Genomic DNA, 16,427 nt, shown 5'->3' with positions numbered 1-16,427 from the left:
TGCTTTTAACTAACGGCAAATTCCGTGAACTTTCGCATGAATGGTGATTGAAACCCCAGCACGAGATCTTCTTTGGGAACGCCAAGTTCGATGAGTTCGTTGGCAATGCCCACTTCTGTACCATCCTGCTGTATCCAAATTTTTCCATCTTTAATCTCAAGGTGTAAAACGCATCCATAAATGCGATGACTGCCATGCCAGCCAACATGAGCTAGAAGGTAACGATCGTTCTGTGGATCAAAAATTGTTTGCGCTTCAACTTCACCGCTAGCTGCTTGATGCCGAGCGTGTTGCCCAAGAAGCTGTTGAATATAGGTGCGGTACTGCTCTACTGCCATGTTTGAATCTCCTCAGTCTCTGGACTATAAACAATCAAATTGACTTGATATTGCCCAATTGCAGCTTCTACCAACTCAAGTGAAAAAAAGGTTTCGTAAACTTCCAAAGGAATTGCCAAGTACAAAATACGCTCTGGCTCCTGTTGCTGTAAGCCTAAGCGATAGGTGAGAAATTGCCCCAAAGCTACATAGAATTCAGAAATTCTAGAGGGAGCAAGGAAACTTTTAACTTCAACGGCAATCTTTCTGCCCTCTCTTTCGGCGGCAAGCAGTCTTTCTGCCCCCAGGTCAACAAACATTTCTACCCCACCAACTCGTAGGGAGTAGGGATCGTGAGTGATACTCCATCCTTGTCTCTCAAGGGCCACTCTAACAATAGCGTGAAAGGCATCTCTAGCCACTACTCTCCAAAAGCGAAGGGAAGGATTGCTTCATTTCATTATCTGCAAAAAACGGCATCTTTGGGAACAGTGATGCTAATATTCTGAGAATAATGAAAGAAAGATAAGTGAAGTTATCTTTACCTACTATGAGCCAGCTTTCCTCTGACGACTCGATTCTGCCCATCGTTATCCTTCCCCTTGACGGCGGACGACAGCAGGAGCAACTGAGATCGGAGCAGAAAGACACTCTGGCGGACTTGCGCCATTGGCAAATTGAAGAGTTTTTGCGGCAGACGGGGAAGGCACAGAATACGCAGCGCTCTTATCGACAGCAACTGAAAAAATTTGCCCGCTGGTGCAACAAGTCTTGGCTGGATGTAACCGCTAGCGATCTTGGTAAGTATCGCATCCAACTGAAGCAACAGGGGCTAAAGCCTACCTCGATCAACCACGCGCTCGACACTTTGCGCTCGTTTTACCAATGGCTGCGGCGCAGTAACGGTTTCCCAGTCAACCAACCTCTCCCGACTGATGCGATTGGCAAAGAACGGGTTGAAGAGCCACAAGCCCTGGACGTTGACAAGGATGACATGGCTGAGATTTGGCACTTCCTAGAGGGCGAGCGACCGACCTGCATTCGCGATCGGGCGATCGTGGCGATTCTCTCTCACGGGTTAAGGGCTTCTGAATTATCAGCCTTGGATGTCAAGCACTGGAATGGCAAGAGATTGCTCGTACATCGTTCCAAGGGGCAGAACGTCAGCGAAGTCCCTTTGAGCCGAGAGGCAAGACAGCACCTAGAAGCTTATTTGGAATGGCGGCGCTCTGTTGAGGGAATATTTACTCCCATGAGCGATCGCCCTATGTTTGTGCGCCAAGACCCCAAGCATTGCGGAGAGCGATTGGGATACAACGGACTCTACAAAATGGTGAAGAAAGTGGCGGCGAGCGCGACGGTGGAGGAGCTAAAACCGCACCATTTTCGGCATTCTTTTGGCAACACGATTACACGAGCGGGTGTCGATCCTCTCTACGGAAAGGAGTTGATGGGAATTAAGACGGATAAGGTCTACAGGCGCTATACGCAGGGATCGTTAAAAGCTGCCGCTGCCCAGGCTTACTTAAGGGCAATCGGTGAAGATGAAGGAGATGACCAAATCTAGTGGCAGATACCAAGACAAACGAGCCGCGATTATTGCCGCTGCGAAAACAGAGTCGCGATGCGATCAACAAGTATTTATCGAGTCGCTCTGAACAAGGTAGTATTGCAATAAATTTGAGAAATGCTATTAGTAGCGTTGAACTATAGGTACTACAACACCATCAGTAGTACTCGAGGAAATTTTTGCAGTCATGATGAGTTGTCAAGGGGTTGGAGGAAAATTTCAGGATTGAAATTCTCCAAGAATTATTTGATCTGGTTAGCCAGTGTGGAGAGATGAATCTGGTTCTAATGGATTGTGTTGATTTCCTTATGGGTTGATACCCTAGAGAGGAAGGCATAACGCAGAATCAGGGAGAGAGACGATGGAACGATCTCTTCGAGGACAAAAAACAATTTGTATTCCCATTGCATCAGTTGCTGCCTATGGAGAGATTGTGGAGGATCGCGCTCAGTTTCAGGAGTATCTGGATGAAACGATCCAACTTCATCGGGAACTGTTTCCACCGCAGATTCAAGATGGGTATCGTTTCTATGGAATGAGCTATTCTCGAAAGCAAAACCTGAAGTTGCGACGCGTTCAATTGCTCAGCAATAGAGAGGTGTATCAACTACGTCCAGACTTTATGATGCCGTATATGATTGGTCAGACCGACGCGGTAGAGAAGGCGCTATATCTGAGACGATATGGAGTTCCCTACGAAGCCTTGGCGTATGTTTTTGGGCGGGATGCAATGTACTGGTATCGGGCAGAGCAAAGCCTGGGAAAGTTTTCACTGGTGGGAACAACCGTGAAAGTTCCAGAGCAGATGCCAGTTGACTTAGTGGCGGATGAGAAGCACAGTTGGCTTTTGGGGGCACGAGTCTACTTGCCTACGACGGTGGCAAGGGAATGCATTCTGGGGGTTGATATTGTTCAAACTGCCAGTACGGAGGACTTAACCGAGGGGTATCGCTCCTTTCGTGATGAAGCGTTGAACCTGAGACTGGATTATCAACCCCAAACGGTCAATACCGATGGTTGGCAAGAAATGCAAACCGCCTGGAAGCAATTATTTCCTAGAATTACCATAGTGTTATGCTTTTTGCATAGTATCTTGGGCATCCAGCAGCATCTGCGTCGTAGCTGTAACCTGTTAAGGGTAATTCAAGACCAATTATGGCAGCTTTATCAATCCACTACCAAGCGGCAGTTTGCTCAACGGTTACGGCGACTGCTGGAGTGGGCGACCCCGCTACAGGTGCCATCTAATTTGGTGCGAGAGAAACTCCATAAACTCAAAGCCAAAGCCCCGCAATTTCAAATTGCCTATGCCTTTGCTGATGCCCATCGCACCAGTAATGCCCTCGACCGCTTGATGAACCATCAAGACCGTTACCTCTATTCCATGCAGTACTTTCATGGCACGTTTGAGTCAGCACATCTACAACTACGGGCAATGGCATTATTGTGGAATTTCCATCCCTACAGCCAACGTACCCAATCTGCCAATCCAAACCGGTCTTCTCCGTTTGGAGAACTTAATGGCTTTGTCTATCATCACAACTGGCTCCATAATCTGCTGATTGCTGGCTCTATGAATGGATATGTACCGCGTCGGGAGATTCTCAACAAAATCCATTAGAACCAGTCACATTCAACAGTCAATTTTCCCTTTGGTTTATCTGAAACATTTACCTGACGGGAAACTTGGGCATATTTATCATTAACATAGTCTTGCAACCAAGTTTCTGAAACTTGAGCAGACAGAGCAATGCCAGCCAGGGGAATTTTTTCAAGTAAAAGTCGCTCAATTAGTCCTTTAGTTTCTTAATTAATAACTTTCTTCGTTGGATTTTCTACAAACTGTCTTTGACGATTCTGACACTGATATTTAGGCTTTTTGTTATGAATCCTGCCATTTTTGACAGTGTGATGAGAATGACAACGCGGGCAAGTAGGTCTAAGAGCTGACATAAAAGCTGAAATAGTCAAAAAAGCTGAGTATTCTTACCTGAGAGAACTACTGTTTTACCACTTTGGCTCGGATTCAAAAGTTTTATAGACAAAAATCTTCTAGCTCTTAAATTGAATGCTTGTCAAAATCTAGGTCAATAAATAGAAGAAATCTAAGTTAGTAAGCTAACTTTCACTACATATTTCCCACTACCATCCAATGTAGATGCGCTCGTTCCGGGCTGCTTCAAAATCCCGGATCACCAAAAGTTGGGAAGAGCCCAAATAATTTGTTAACCGACACTTTATCGTCCTAGAGATCGGCTCATGTTCCGCAGACAGGGTAAGCAACACGCCATCCACTCTAAAGAACTTCTTTAGATTCTTTTTTGAAATCAGCTTTTACTTTTCACAAAGCTAAAAAACCTACTTGCTAAGGCAATTAGTGCAATGGAACCTGCTATGAAAATTAGAGTAAACTTAGCGGGTGTCAAAATTGCTTTGAAAGGCAGCAGAGCTTCGTTCCCTTTGAGGGCAACTAGCTGAATTATGTTTTCGGAAAGATCGACTGGGATAACTACAAACGCTGGTAGAGATAGCCAAACTCCAGCTTTGCCAAAAAACTTCAAAGCAAGACTTGCGAGGAGACATCCATACACTAATGGGTAAAGCGTATCTAAGAGTAGCGTCATCAAAAAGTGAGACTCTTTTTGTGCCTGAGACATGTTCGCTAGAAGAGCCTGGACTTCAGTGGTTAACACGACACTGTCGAGGATAGTGCCCCCAACTAATGGTGACCAGAGGGCGAATCCTATGGAAATCACCACAAGAACTACGAGAAGTACCAAAAGAACATCGATTCGTTTGATAAAATGCATAATTCATTGATTGACGGAATTTTTGATAAAGAATCTTTACAGACTAAGTTGAGATGCAAGACTCAGTAATCAAAAGCTTTTGCTTGGAAACGACTATTCAACTTACTTCGGGTTCGAGTAATTCGAGAAACTCAAGTAAGTTGTATCAATTGCCGTAAAGACCCTTGAGACAGTGGAGATGTTGTGAGTATTCACTTAGGGTCCACGCTGGTTTTCCCTGTGTCTTCAAGAATTCCTTCTCCTTTTACAAACCATGAGACACCAAACGCGAAGATTGCTGCTGATTCAAGCCAAAATAGTGGATCTATATTTTCGAGCCAATTCATAGCAGATTTTGGTAACAGCCCAACGATTGTAATTAAAACCATCGCTGCTAACATAGTGTAGCCACAGAGCCGGTAGACAAGATTTCGTTGGAGTTTTCGAGGTGTAGGCCGCTTGCTTGGTTCACTTTTCGTAAAAAGGAACAGAGAAATCAGTGCAAGCGAAATGAAGAAAGAAGCTGCAAATACAATGTGAACTCCTCCGATGAATTTTTCTATTGAGGAAGGAGATATAGGAGACGTTGGGAAGAGTGCAACACCGATTGCAGAGAACCCGGCGATATTAGAAGCGCGATTGTCGTGGTGGTCGTATCCTTTATAGCCCCAAAGAAATATACCGATAGCACACAAGGTTCCCACGAAAACGTCACGCATTCCCGTATGATAATAACCACTAATTGAGCTTTGAATATCAAGTTGGAACAGCAGCATGCCACCTAACGCCAAAACGAAGGGCAAGGCCATACCCAAGCATCCTATTGCCTTTCGTAACGTCAGAAAGGAAATAACCAAGTAATTGCCTGACTGATGATTCATGGTTCGCTCCAAGTAGGTAGTGGGAAATATGTAGTGAAAGTTAGCTTACTAACTTAGATTTCTTCTATTTATTGACCTAGATTTTGACAAGCATTCAATTTAAGAGCTAGAAGATTTTTGTCTATAAAACTTTTGAATCCGAGCCAAAGTGGTAAAACAGTAGTTCTCTCAGGTAAGAATACTCAGCTTTTTTGACTATTTCAGCTTTTATGTCAGCTCTTAGACCTACTTGCCCGCGTTGTCATTCTCATCACACTGTCAAAAATGGCAGGATTCATAACAAAAAGCCTAAATATCAGTGTCAGAATCGTCAAAGACAGTTTGTAGAAAATCCAACGAAGAAAGTTATTAATTAAGAAACTAAAGGACTAATTGAGCGACTTTTACTTGAAAAAATTCCCCTGGCTGGCATTGCTCTGTCTGCTCAAGTTTCAGAAACTTGGTTGCAAGACTATGTTAATGATAAATATGCCCAGGTTTCCCGTCAGGTAAATGTTTCAGATAAACCAAAGGGAAAATTGACTGTTGAATGTGATGAAGCTTGGTCATTTGTAGATTGCAAGGGAAATCAGCAATGGATATGGTTGGCAATGGATAGAAACACTAGAGAAATTGTGGGAGTTTTCGTTGGCGACCGGAGTAAACAAGGAGCCATAGGATTATGGAACTCTCTGCCATCCGTTTATCCGAGAGTTTTCGGGAGGAATCATTCCCCCCGAAACACTCGATGTCAGTGCGCCATTTGTTACACAGATTTTTGGGCATCCTATCAAAATGTTATCCCAAAAAAACGTCATCGAGCAGTCAAAAAAGAGAGTGGTAAAACTAACCATATTGAGCGGTTTAACAATACTATGCGTCAACGAATTTCTCGCCTAGCCAGAGACACTTTATCGTTTTTAAAAAAACTAGAAAATCATGTTGGTGCTATTTGGTATTTCATTCACTCCTACAACGCTTGCTTACAGGCTTGAACTACCTATCACTACATATTTACCACTACCAAACTTCGTACTGTCCAGATGATATGTTTTAAATATTAATACTCATCATAAAATCCTTTAATGGAAGTCCGGGTTCCAATACTGATAATTTTTCCCGAATGAGCTGTTTGAGTAAATCCGATCCGTATACTACAACTGGGTTGTATCGAATTGATGAAAGCACCCATGTTAAAGACCGTTGATAGAAGCGTATCTTGTCCTGCATCTGTTGGTCATATTGACTATAATCGCCCATTGCTACATGATTAGGATTTCCAGCATCATCATATTGTTTAAAGTTAGCCCATGAGTGCAGGAAGCTTGAATGGTAGATAATATACATCAATAGACTTTTAAGCTCTGATGAATCGTAGTTGGGTGATTGGTCTCCGGAGTAAAGACTTCGTTCTTTTAATTCAGCAAAAAGTTCGTCAACCTGAGTTGCATTTGCTTCAGTGCAAAGTTCATCTTTAAATGGTTGTAGTAAACCTTTCTCAACATAATTTTTCAGCAGTTCCCAATAGGCTGTTGCTGCAGGTGTAAAAAGGTCTCCGGGAATATCACGTGGCAAATCAGCGATTGGATTCCACATATAACTTAGTTTACTTAACTCATTTTTAATTACATCGACAATAGAACCCTGCGTTAGCATGGAGGCAATAGGGATGAAACCTGTAGAACCGATAATCTTTGGAACAGCTGACGAGTTGATAAACATCAGCCCTTCAAGATGAGGATCGATAAACGCCCGCACAGGATGATTGGGTGCGAGTCTTCTCTTTATAGCCATAACATATTGTTCAATATTAAAGTGACAACGGGCTAAATGAAGTTTTAGTTCTTGTGAAACAAATTCGGCCTGCAGGTAGGTATGCTTAGCATGTTGCCAGTGTTTTTGGCACGGTGTAATTTCATTGTCATCTATTTTAATCGAATGCAACTCGATACCATTTTGTTTATCAACAACAAGCCGACATTGAACAAAATCAGGAAAGTGCAAACCTGGCCTGATGTCATATTTTGCCAGATTGTGAGTAAGCTCATGTGTCCAGCCTTCTTGACCAGAGGATTCGCGAATCGCACCTGGATTGTACCCATTGAGCCGACGTTCCAAAAAGTAGCTGTCAGGAATATCAGTGGGTTCAACACTGCCAACCGCCAAATCCAAAGCCGTAGTAGGCATGGATGAAACAAGTGCTTCAATCTGATCGTGGTCACCATCTGAAGGGTATGATTGATCTGTAAGAAAATTATATTTTTCTAATAGGAAAAGGAATCTTTTTGAAGGTATTTCAGTCACCGGGAGAGGGAAATAAGCTGGTTTTCCAGGCAAATCATCCTTACTTCCATACAAATACTGAGTGCGTTCAACACGAACAATGGAGCCGAAATAATGAACTAATACACCAGACAATCCCAGTGATGCAAAATCATCTACATTATGTGAATCGGGAAGTCTTAAATCAAAGTGAGTATTGCCTGGATTGTAGGCAATTTCTTGATAATGATCATTTTCAGATTCATCTTGATCAAGCACTATGGCTGCTATATCGAGCCAAGGATAGGTGTTTGGATCCCATAGGCTACTGCAATCTATTGCCTTTTCCTCAATTGTTCTGAACTGGGCTTGCAAGACGTACTCTACTATGCCTCCGTCGGTAAATCGTTGGCGAAACTCATTTCTCAGGTAATTTTTTTCGCGAGTATCGCCCCGTTCTCTGGGTAATACCAGCCTAGGACCTATTTCAACATTTTTATCTAATAAACCGCCTTCCGTACTTTGATTAGGATTTAAAAGGCGAAAGCGGGCATAACGGGATTTCTTCTTGGAATCCACCCATTCATAACAAAGCTGTGTGTGATAGTACAATTCAGTAAATGAATCTGGATTGCGCAAGGCTGCTTCCACTGCATATCTTCTTAAACTGCCACTGGCAAGCATGTCACTTTTTTGATGAAAATCTGAACCAAAAAATTGATGATATAATCGGGCTGTTGGAAGTCCGAAAACTTCACCGGTATTAAGTACAAGATCCAGTAGTCCGGCCTTACTTAGGTCATCACCTATATTTCCAATTCTAATGGCTGAACCACGACCGTTTATAAGAGCGTCATCTTTTGCACCACCCACAATATTTGCATGACGAAAAATAACGTCATATTTTTTACCCGGTGTGAATAGCGAATGAGAGGGGACATCACTACTATTCAGTACCGTTAAGTTTCCCTTGACTATAATTCCGTCAGTATGCGTTCCACGTCCTCTTACTGCAAGACCTGCAGCAGAGAACATGGCTTCCAACTCAAGCATGATTTTTTTAGATTCCGAATCCAATCCACTTAATAACTTCAAGTAAGTATTTAAATCCATAATTTAATCCTCCAATAGGTGAGTTTTGTCTAATACGATGCAAAATAAACTCAACCACTATACGCTAGAAGTATATAGGGTGCTGACGGGCTGAAAGTCCTATTACCTCATTCGAGAATTATATTTTCAGTATTCCTGTTCGATAGTTTTCGATGATTCTCTAGATATTCATGGACTAATTAATTAATAACATTTCCTGTTGACTAATCGCCAATAACCTTATCTTTTCTATATATTCAAAAAAACGGGCATGGTTCAATTTCGTGGATTTTAGGTAACTCTTAAGAAACACATTTTGTCAGGGTTGAAATAGGGATGAGTTCCAAGCCAAAAGCTTGAGCTTTTTTCTTAAGGTTTTTTAGCGAGCGATCGCAATACTGCTGTTCATAAGGTATTGTCAACTTAAGGGAACAGGTGCAAAATTAAGCACTGGTAGTGATACGGAAGTAGTGGTGAGGTATAACCCCTGCCCCGTCAGCATCCTGTATAATATTAGCTAATGCAAATAATCCTCACATAATCGCCCAGTCATTAGTATTTTCGATGACAACAATTTTGGCGTTCTTACTTTACTCATTTGGATTACTACTGTCTAAATTAACGCGACAGTCACTAGAATTCTCCCAGAGAATATGTGAAGAAGCTTCAGAACGAGTTTGTCCTACCTGTGGCTCTGAGCATTTGATTAAAAATGGTTCAGTTCATAACGGCAAGCCAAATATCAATGCAAAAGCTGCGGTCGCCAATTTATTGTCAATCCTACTAACTCACCTGTTTCAAAGGAAATCAAACAACTGATTGATCGGCTTTTACTTGAGAGGATATCATTGCGAGGAATTGCCAGAGCTACTCAAGTAAGTTGGTCTTGGTTGCAAGATTATGTCAATCAGAACCTAGCCCGTACTCCTCGGCAAATAAAGGTTTCAGGTAAATCCAAGGGTAGACTGACCCTCGAATGTGATGTTCCTATGCTGGATTGTATGAGTTGAAAAATAGTGCCAAACTTTTTGTAGACGACCTAGTTTTTGCAGACAAGGAAGTGTTCTATGAAAAATACAGAACAAACTTCATACACTGGGAAAGAAGTCTTCATAGGAATTGATGTTCACAAGAAAAGTTATTCAGTAGTGGCTAGATGTGACAAAGAAGTCGTGAAAAAATGGACAACGGCTGCATCGCCGGAAGAGCTATCACAACAGCTAGTGAAGTACTTTAGTGGAGCAACAATCCATTCAGTTTATGAAGCAGGATTTTCAGGATTTGCGCTTCACCGTGAGTTAGTCAGACATGGAATTGACAATATTGTGGTTCATGCCGCGTCGATTGAAATTGCCGCTAACAATCGAGTCAAGACGGACAAACGGGACGCTCAAAAAATGGCGGCGCTGCTTGAGGCAGGACGCTTAAGAGGCAACCGCATCCCCAGCGAGCAGGAAGAGCAACGGCGAATGCTGACGCGAACGAGACAACAGCTTGTTGAAGAACGAACAGCGATCAAAAATAAAATTAGAATGAAATTTCACCAACTCGGACTGATTGAGTATGACGAGAATCGGCCTATGAGCCATAAGTTGGTCAAAGAGCTGCTAGGTGGTACAGATTCATCTGAGTTTAGGCTGGTGATTCAAGCTTACTGGAATATTTGGAAGAAACTAGATGAAGAAATCTGCAATCTGGCTGGAGCGATTAAGGAGCAGGCTAAAACAGATCCTCATGACGCAACCTATCGTTCAGCGCCGGGGATTGGCCCGCTTTCTGCTCGGATTCTTGCCAATGAGCTAGGAGATATGGCTCAATTTAACAATGAGCGCCAGTTATTTTCCTACACGGGTTTAACACCCTGCGAGTATTCTAGTGGCGAAAATATTCGCCGGGGGCATATCAGTAGACAAGGAAATAGCCGATTGAGAGGAATACTAGTGGGTCATTTGGTATGAGTGTTGCCATTATTTTTGGCAATAGTTGTCCGCCGAAGAGGACGATGCGTACAGGCACCAGAACCACCAAGAGAGTGAAATCTTTGACGCGCTCTGTCTCGACGTTGCGCTCGTAATCCTGCCCAGACAAACGGCGTTGGTTGTTGGTTCCATCCAAAAGCAGTTGCTTCCAACCACTCAATAATTTGATAGGCTGTTTGCGGATGATGCCCCTCTAGAGCTCGGCGTTTGAGAATTCGTTGAATCGACTCAGCCATATTCAGCCAGCTACCGCCAAGAGGTGTGTAGAGCGGCATGATGCCATGAGCACACAGCCACAATACCAACTGGGGAGTTTTATGTCCGACCAAGTTATCCATCACTAGCAACATTCGCAGTGGCGGTAAGTCGTGTGGGAGTGTAAAGCGTACTTTCAACCCCTGCTGCCAACTTTTCCATAACCGTTGATTTTCTTCAGGCTTGAGTAATCGAGCTGGAGTTGGCAGTGATTGTACAACACTAGCTAATTCTTGCTTGAGCCATTCGTGCAACACAGCATTGGTACAACTGGTAACACCCTTAACTCGTACTTGCCCAGTAGCGGGATGGAATAGCGTTAACAGCTTGGCTGTGCCATTACGGATATATTCATGTTCTTGCCGTGTCGGTTTACCTACTGGCTGCCAATTGCTACCAGGGTAAGGAGCAGTGCCAAATGGTCCCGCCTCGTCTTCGCACCACACACTCAAGCCTAGCTTCTGTCCCTGAGTGTAAGCGCGTTCTATCAGTTTTTTTTTGCCACGGTATCTGGGTCAGTTACTACTACTAGCTTGCCTTTGCGTATGCGCTTCACCTGTCCAGTTTTTAACCAACTGCGGCTCTTTTGCCAGCTATAGCCCGCCTCTTTGAGTACCTGCCAAATTGTATAAGTACTGATTTGGGTTAAGCCATCAGGAGCCTGACGCAAAGCCCGTTGAAGTGTAGCTACTGACCAGGTTGCCGTGCCCTCTTTCTGCCGCTCTGGTTGACGCTGAAATTCGGACAGGATGCGTTGTTTTTCTGGTTCGCTGTATTGCACTACTGCCCCACCGCCATGTCGAGGCTGTAAGGCAGCTAAGCCTTCAACATTGAAGCGACTGACCCACTTGCTGACCGTATCACCACAGCGTAATCCTACTAACTGCGCTGCACTCGTGTAATCAGCCCCAAGAGCCACGGCTAGAATCGCTTTGGCCCGCATGACACTAGCAGATGATTGGGATTGAGAACGGCTCAGTTTTTTCAAGTCGGTTTGTTCTTCATCACTTAACGGTCGCAAAGGTGCTTTTTTTTGCCGTGTCATCACAACCTGAAAAACTATGTATCTTCACTTTAATTGACCATCCTTTTTATGGCAACACTCATACCAAATGACCCACTAGTAGAGAGTGCCTGGGGGGCAATCCAGAAAGATAGAGCATTAGGGGAGTTTTTTGAGAGACTGTGTCCGCGAACTGGGAAAAAGCGAGCGATTGTTGCTGTTGCTAGAAAACTGATTGGTCGGATTCGGGCAGCTTTCCACAAAGGAGTTAATTACCAAATGGACTATCGAAATTCTAAGGCTATTACAGCTTAAAGACTAAAAAGGCGCTTGATTTAGTCAAATTCTTCAAAAACTAATAGCTCATCTAAGGATGCATCGACAGATTGTGCTGCTGTGACCCCGTCCACATTTCGGTGAGCGGATTACGACCACGCCTTGATGTTTGAGGCGCAGCTCCCTTCGCAACGAACGAGGAAAGTGTAGCACTGTTAAGACAGTGACTACGAATGACTGATTGTCGAGAAGGTCCTTGAATCGAGCTATATCTACTTGGAACAAGATGTGGGATGAGTAATGATGCTTGAGCTGATTGCAATAGATCCCCTTGACAATCCACATGACTGAGCTGTGGTCTTTTGTGGATAGCAAGGAAAATGAGGTTTACATCTGGCTAGCAATGGACCGGGATACCCGAGAAATTGTTGGTTGTTTTGTAGGAGATAGAACCCGAAAATCGGCTCGTCAATTGTGGACTTCTTTACCCGCTATTTATCAGCAATGTGCCGTTGCTTATACAGATTTTTGGCAAGCTTACAAGACAGTTATTCCCCCTGAGCGTCATCGAGCGGTTGGCAAACAAACAGGTCTAACTAATCATATTGAACGATTAAATAATACCTTCAGACAACGGGTTTCTCGACTGGAAGCGTAACAAAAGAGTATTATTTTGCAAATTCTAGACTGCTGCTCCTAGGGCAGATAGCACGGTTGCCTGCCATTGCTGCTTCCATTCTTGACTTTCCATCTTTGCCCTGATTTGTAGGACTTGATGAGCACCTTCTCTGGTCCACGGCATCTTTTTTGATCTTTTTTGTCGGGCGTTGATTAATGATTCAATATGCGATTCGGCTACCTGACTAGTATAAGTCTGATTGGCTTGCGCCCGAGCTTGATAATTGACAATATAAGTTTGATTACTTTGAATGTAATTATATAGTTCAATTAGCTTAGACCTTTTCTTATCATCACTGATGTTGCCTTGAAGTAATGCTAGCTTTACCAATGCGGATTGAGATTGTCCATGCCAAAGTTTCCATTTAGCACTGTTTAATGATTCGGCAAAAGTCTCTCCTAAAGCCTGGTGCACGCTCTGAAATTTCTGGCTAATGTGAAACCAGTCTAGGATATACTCACTGCTACCACAATACGGTTGTAGTGCTTCTAATACAGATCAACAATTGTTGGCTCCATCCGCTAAAGCTGTTAGATGAGTGTCTTGAGATATCCCCTGCTTAAGAGCAGCATTAATCACATAAGTCTTGATCGTTTGTAACTTGTCCTCTTTGGCAGAGATGACACAAGTTTTATTCACCAATTGCCGATGGTGCTGATCTACTACTTGCAGGTTCTCGGGTCGATACACGATAGCAGATAGTGCCTCAAAACTGCGTTTGTTCTTGTCCTGAATTGGGATATGTCCGCCATCAATTTGTACGATTAAATCTAGTGCTGGTGCTGCACACTCTGTTGGTAAAGGAGGTTGGCAGTTCTGCTCGGATATGACTTCTCCCACTTTATTGGTGATGCGTTTGACTTGCGTATGATTATTCACCCGGCGCGGTTCACAATTTAACTTCTCTAGGTTCTGCTCAGCTTCTCGATAGCTAGATAACGCCCCTTGCTCGCACTGGAGTTTGGCTAAATCCGGATGTATATTCGTGCCCAACAACGCTTTAATACTGGGAGAACTTTGCCACCTGCATTCGGCCTCACTACAAATATGCTTTTGCAGGCGCAGCTTATGGTCACTGAAAACCGCATGGAAATTTGACTCTCTATATCCAAACTTCTTTAGTTTTTCACCACAACTTGGGCAAACATTTACACCTGTGTCAATCAAAACAGATTGTTCTGCTAATAAAGCATTTTGGACTTTTTTAAGCAGAGATATCTGTTCCCCATGACTTAAACCCAAATCACTAATCAATTTAGGAGCTTGAATATCATAGACTTTAATGGTGTCTCGCTTCACCACTTCTTGGCTGCTCACAGAGACTTTCTCAATCACGATTCGTAATTCTTGTGTCATCAGCCCATCCATCACTCTCTTTTCCTAACCTCAAAGAGAGTTTACCATAGAAACAGTACTATAATACTCTTTTGTTACGCTTCCATAAAGCGATTAGTTCGCAAGACAATTTGCTTTTCTAAGACAGAGGAAATGCACGACATAGTTATAGGTTTATTCATCAACCGCTATGAGTTTGGTTTACCGGTTTGAGGTAAAACCAACCAATTTAGAACATTACCTTTTGATTCTTCCATATTACAACAGTTTGGTAACGCCACCAAAATTTCATCGATTGGAAAAATAAGATTTGTATTTATTTTTATTTGACAATAATTTAATTGGTGTAAAACTGCTTCTTTATCTGCAAATGAGATAGGGAAAGTGGAAAGATGATCCGTACTTTTAATAAAGAAACTTACGCACCTCTACTTGCACAATACATATGTAAATTTTTTCTTTCCTTTTAGTGTAGGTTATAGCTTCGCGTTATTCGACTTCATTAATTATCTTTTTGCTAGAGAAACCACTAGAGTAATAATGTAATCTGAAAGCTTTATTTTTTGATTACTTTTTGGATAAGGTTCAGCCTTGACAAACTCTATTACATAATTATCAAATTGTTTGATAGCTAAATCCTTACGACTGGCGTTACAGATTAGATTTAAAGTTCCTAAATCCTGTTTATCTACTAGAACTTTAACAGTAATTTGTATTTGTCCTGCCTCAAAACAATTTAGATCGGAAGGACATCTTGAATCTTCTGTTACTTCTAGCAAGGTTAGCTCAACCTCTCCAGAATTTATGCTGGCAACTTCACTAAGTTTAAGTTGAAACTGAGTTCCCACATCAGCAGAAATCATGTTTTTTTGCGCTCGAGTGGAAATTTCATCGATTGGAAAAATAAGATTTGTATTTATTTTTCTTTGGCAAGCATTTAGCGGAGAGGCATTACTATTAGCTGAGAATATACTACTAAAGATAACCAGGATCAAACCCCAGGTGATCAAAATTTTTGATTTTAATTTGGTTAATTTAAACATCATTTTTCACGATTGAAGGTGAGCTAAATTTCTCCAGAAAACCTCAAGACTCTGAACTCCACCAAATGCAGAACTCCAGAGTGTTGCGTCGCAAACAAAGATGTTGGCCGCACGAGATGCACTTGGAGGAATCCATAAGAGTGCATTGAAGTAGTGATTTCCTACTTCTACAAAGGGATGACTTGAGGCGGCTGGATTGATCGGTTGCTTCGCCAGTAGGCGGACAGACTCTTTAAGAAAATCAGGGACAGAATAATGGGGAAGATGAGCGTGGAGATTGAACGTGGTAACACCTTGAAGAATCTTGAAATCGTCCAACTCTGGAAATACGAGCAAAGGAGCAGGAGAACTATCTTTACTGGACTTGGCTGGATTGAGTCCAAATTGGTTTTCAATGGGGAAACCAAGTTCAGCCAGAATCGCTCGTGCAAATCCACCAATCCGTTGTTGAGCAGGAACTAGACGATCGCCGTGATGCAAAAATTCTACTTCACGAGAGGTCTGATCGTCTTCGGAGCCTACATCATGTTGAGGACAGATTAATAAGCAGGCATCTTCACGCTCTAGAAAACTCTTAATGGCTTCTACTTCGGCGACTGTGGGTTTTTGTTCTGTCGCAAAATGATCCAAACTAACCACAATGAGGGTATCGATATCCTTGAGGAAATTTTCATTAAGCAATTGAATAGTCCCATTATCGCCCTGCCGCTGTATCAAGGGGACAGGATTGCCTGTTACCTCAGAGATAACGTCGCTGAAATGTTTAAAATCAAACAAGACAACATGGTCTAAGAAACCAGAAATACCCTGTTTGTATTGCCCTGGATGAGCAGCCCATTCATACCCAGGCCATATCGTCCGTCGAAATTCAAATAGAGTGGGATATCGGTTTTCCAACTTGCCGAGTTCCGCGCCAATTTCCTGAGGACGACTCCAAGAAAAGTAAAGTGCAAATCTTCTGGGCATT

Annotated in this window: 14 protein-coding genes and 5 pseudogenes; 8 read left to right on the top strand and 11 right to left on the bottom strand. The window is 42.8% G+C overall.

The window, feature by feature from the left end:
• Window positions 1-5: 5 nt before the first annotated feature.
• Window positions 6-338 (bottom strand): XisI protein, encoded by a 333-nt coding sequence (locus tag N4J56_RS38960; RefSeq protein WP_317112323.1) that lies wholly within the window; start codon window positions 336-338, stop codon window positions 6-8.
• Entirely contained in the window at window positions 329-739 is a 411-nt protein-coding gene (locus N4J56_RS38955; RefSeq protein ID WP_317112322.1) for an element excision factor XisH family protein, read from the bottom strand. The genes N4J56_RS38960 and N4J56_RS38955 overlap by 10 nt, the downstream gene beginning before the upstream one ends.
• A gap of 107 nt (window positions 740-846) precedes the next feature.
• On the opposite strand from N4J56_RS38955, the gene N4J56_RS38950 reads away from it, so the two are divergent.
• Both N4J56_RS38950 and N4J56_RS38945 read left to right on the top strand, forming a co-directional pair.
• Window positions 847-1,884, top strand: a complete 1,038-nt coding sequence (locus N4J56_RS38950; protein WP_317112321.1) for a tyrosine-type recombinase/integrase — start codon at window positions 847-849, stop codon at window positions 1,882-1,884.
• Between the two features lie 364 nt (window positions 1,885-2,248).
• Complete coding sequence (locus N4J56_RS38945) at window positions 2,249-3,508, top strand: hypothetical protein (protein WP_317112320.1); 1,260 nt, start codon at window positions 2,249-2,251, stop codon at window positions 3,506-3,508.
• 5 nt (window positions 3,509-3,513) lie between these two features.
• Here the strand turns inward: N4J56_RS38945 and N4J56_RS41760 are convergent.
• From N4J56_RS41760 to N4J56_RS38935, 3 genes and pseudogenes are all read right to left on the bottom strand, one after another.
• Window positions 3,514-3,840, bottom strand: a pseudogene (locus N4J56_RS41760) (IS1 family transposase); the annotation flags it as partial.
• A gap of 374 nt (window positions 3,841-4,214) precedes the next feature.
• Window positions 4,215-4,580, bottom strand: coding sequence for a hypothetical protein (locus tag N4J56_RS38940; RefSeq protein ID WP_317112318.1), 366 nt, complete (start codon window positions 4,578-4,580; stop codon window positions 4,215-4,217).
• A 308-nt stretch (window positions 4,581-4,888) separates the two neighbouring features.
• Window positions 4,889-5,557, bottom strand: a complete 669-nt coding sequence (locus N4J56_RS38935; RefSeq protein WP_317112316.1) for a hypothetical protein — start codon at window positions 5,555-5,557, stop codon at window positions 4,889-4,891.
• A gap of 209 nt (window positions 5,558-5,766) precedes the next feature.
• Here N4J56_RS38935 and N4J56_RS38930 point away from each other — a divergent pair.
• Window positions 5,767-6,531: pseudogene (locus tag N4J56_RS38930) on the top strand (IS1 family transposase).
• Window positions 6,532-6,589: 58 nt separating this feature from the next.
• Here the strand turns inward: N4J56_RS38930 and N4J56_RS38925 are convergent.
• Complete coding sequence (locus tag N4J56_RS38925; protein ID WP_317112315.1) at window positions 6,590-8,911, bottom strand: lipoxygenase family protein; 2,322 nt, start codon at window positions 8,909-8,911, stop codon at window positions 6,590-6,592.
• Window positions 8,912-9,541: 630 nt separating this feature from the next.
• Between N4J56_RS38925 and N4J56_RS38920 the strand changes: the two are divergent.
• A pseudogene (locus N4J56_RS38920) lies at window positions 9,542-9,873 on the top strand (IS1 family transposase); the annotation flags it as partial.
• An 84-nt stretch (window positions 9,874-9,957) separates the two neighbouring features.
• Window positions 9,958-10,848, top strand: a complete 891-nt coding sequence (locus tag N4J56_RS38915; protein ID WP_317112313.1) for an IS110 family transposase — start codon at window positions 9,958-9,960, stop codon at window positions 10,846-10,848.
• Here the strand turns inward: N4J56_RS38915 and N4J56_RS38910 are convergent.
• Both N4J56_RS38910 and N4J56_RS38905 read right to left on the bottom strand, forming a co-directional pair.
• Window positions 10,836-11,570, bottom strand: a complete 735-nt coding sequence (locus N4J56_RS38910; protein ID WP_317105834.1) for a transposase — start codon at window positions 11,568-11,570, stop codon at window positions 10,836-10,838. The two genes, N4J56_RS38915 and N4J56_RS38910, sit on opposite strands and share 13 nt — an antisense overlap.
• Before the next feature lie 41 nt (window positions 11,571-11,611).
• Window positions 11,612-12,169: a helix-turn-helix domain-containing protein gene (locus N4J56_RS38905; RefSeq protein ID WP_317105833.1), complete on the bottom strand. Its 558-nt coding sequence runs from the start codon at window positions 12,167-12,169 to the stop codon at window positions 11,612-11,614.
• A gap of 48 nt (window positions 12,170-12,217) precedes the next feature.
• Here N4J56_RS38905 and N4J56_RS38900 point away from each other — a divergent pair, with 48 nt between their 5' ends.
• Together N4J56_RS38900 and N4J56_RS38895 are read left to right on the top strand one after the other, a co-directional pair.
• Window positions 12,218-12,442 carry a hypothetical protein gene (locus N4J56_RS38900; protein ID WP_317112311.1) on the top strand — a complete coding sequence of 75 codons (225 nt, stop codon included), beginning with the start codon at window positions 12,218-12,220 and terminating at the stop codon, window positions 12,440-12,442.
• Between the two features lie 292 nt (window positions 12,443-12,734).
• Window positions 12,735-13,052 (top strand): annotated as a pseudogene (locus N4J56_RS38895) (IS1 family transposase); the annotation flags it as partial.
• 33 nt (window positions 13,053-13,085) lie between these two features.
• Here the strand turns inward: N4J56_RS38895 and N4J56_RS38890 are convergent.
• Window positions 13,086-14,438 (bottom strand): annotated as a pseudogene (locus tag N4J56_RS38890) (ISKra4 family transposase).
• Between the two features lie 60 nt (window positions 14,439-14,498).
• Here N4J56_RS38890 and N4J56_RS38885 point away from each other — a divergent pair.
• Window positions 14,499-14,630 (top strand): IS1 family transposase, encoded by a 132-nt coding sequence (locus tag N4J56_RS38885; RefSeq protein ID WP_317112458.1) that lies wholly within the window; start codon window positions 14,499-14,501, stop codon window positions 14,628-14,630.
• Window positions 14,631-14,923: 293 nt separating this feature from the next.
• Here N4J56_RS38885 and N4J56_RS38880 read toward each other — a convergent pair whose 3' ends face one another.
• Window positions 14,924-15,463 carry a hypothetical protein gene (locus N4J56_RS38880; protein WP_317112309.1) on the bottom strand — a complete coding sequence of 180 codons (540 nt, stop codon included), beginning with the start codon at window positions 15,461-15,463 and terminating at the stop codon, window positions 14,924-14,926.
• A gap of 3 nt (window positions 15,464-15,466) precedes the next feature.
• Window positions 15,467-16,426: a hypothetical protein gene (locus N4J56_RS38875; protein WP_317112307.1), complete on the bottom strand. Its 960-nt coding sequence runs from the start codon at window positions 16,424-16,426 to the stop codon at window positions 15,467-15,469.
• Window position 16,427 lies beyond the last annotated feature (1 nt).

It is taken from the genome of Chroococcidiopsis sp. SAG 2025 (assembly GCF_032860985.1).
Taxonomy (GTDB): domain Bacteria; phylum Cyanobacteriota; class Cyanobacteriia; order Cyanobacteriales; family Chroococcidiopsidaceae; genus Chroococcidiopsis.
This window is presented reverse-complemented; position numbering and strand designations above follow the sequence as displayed.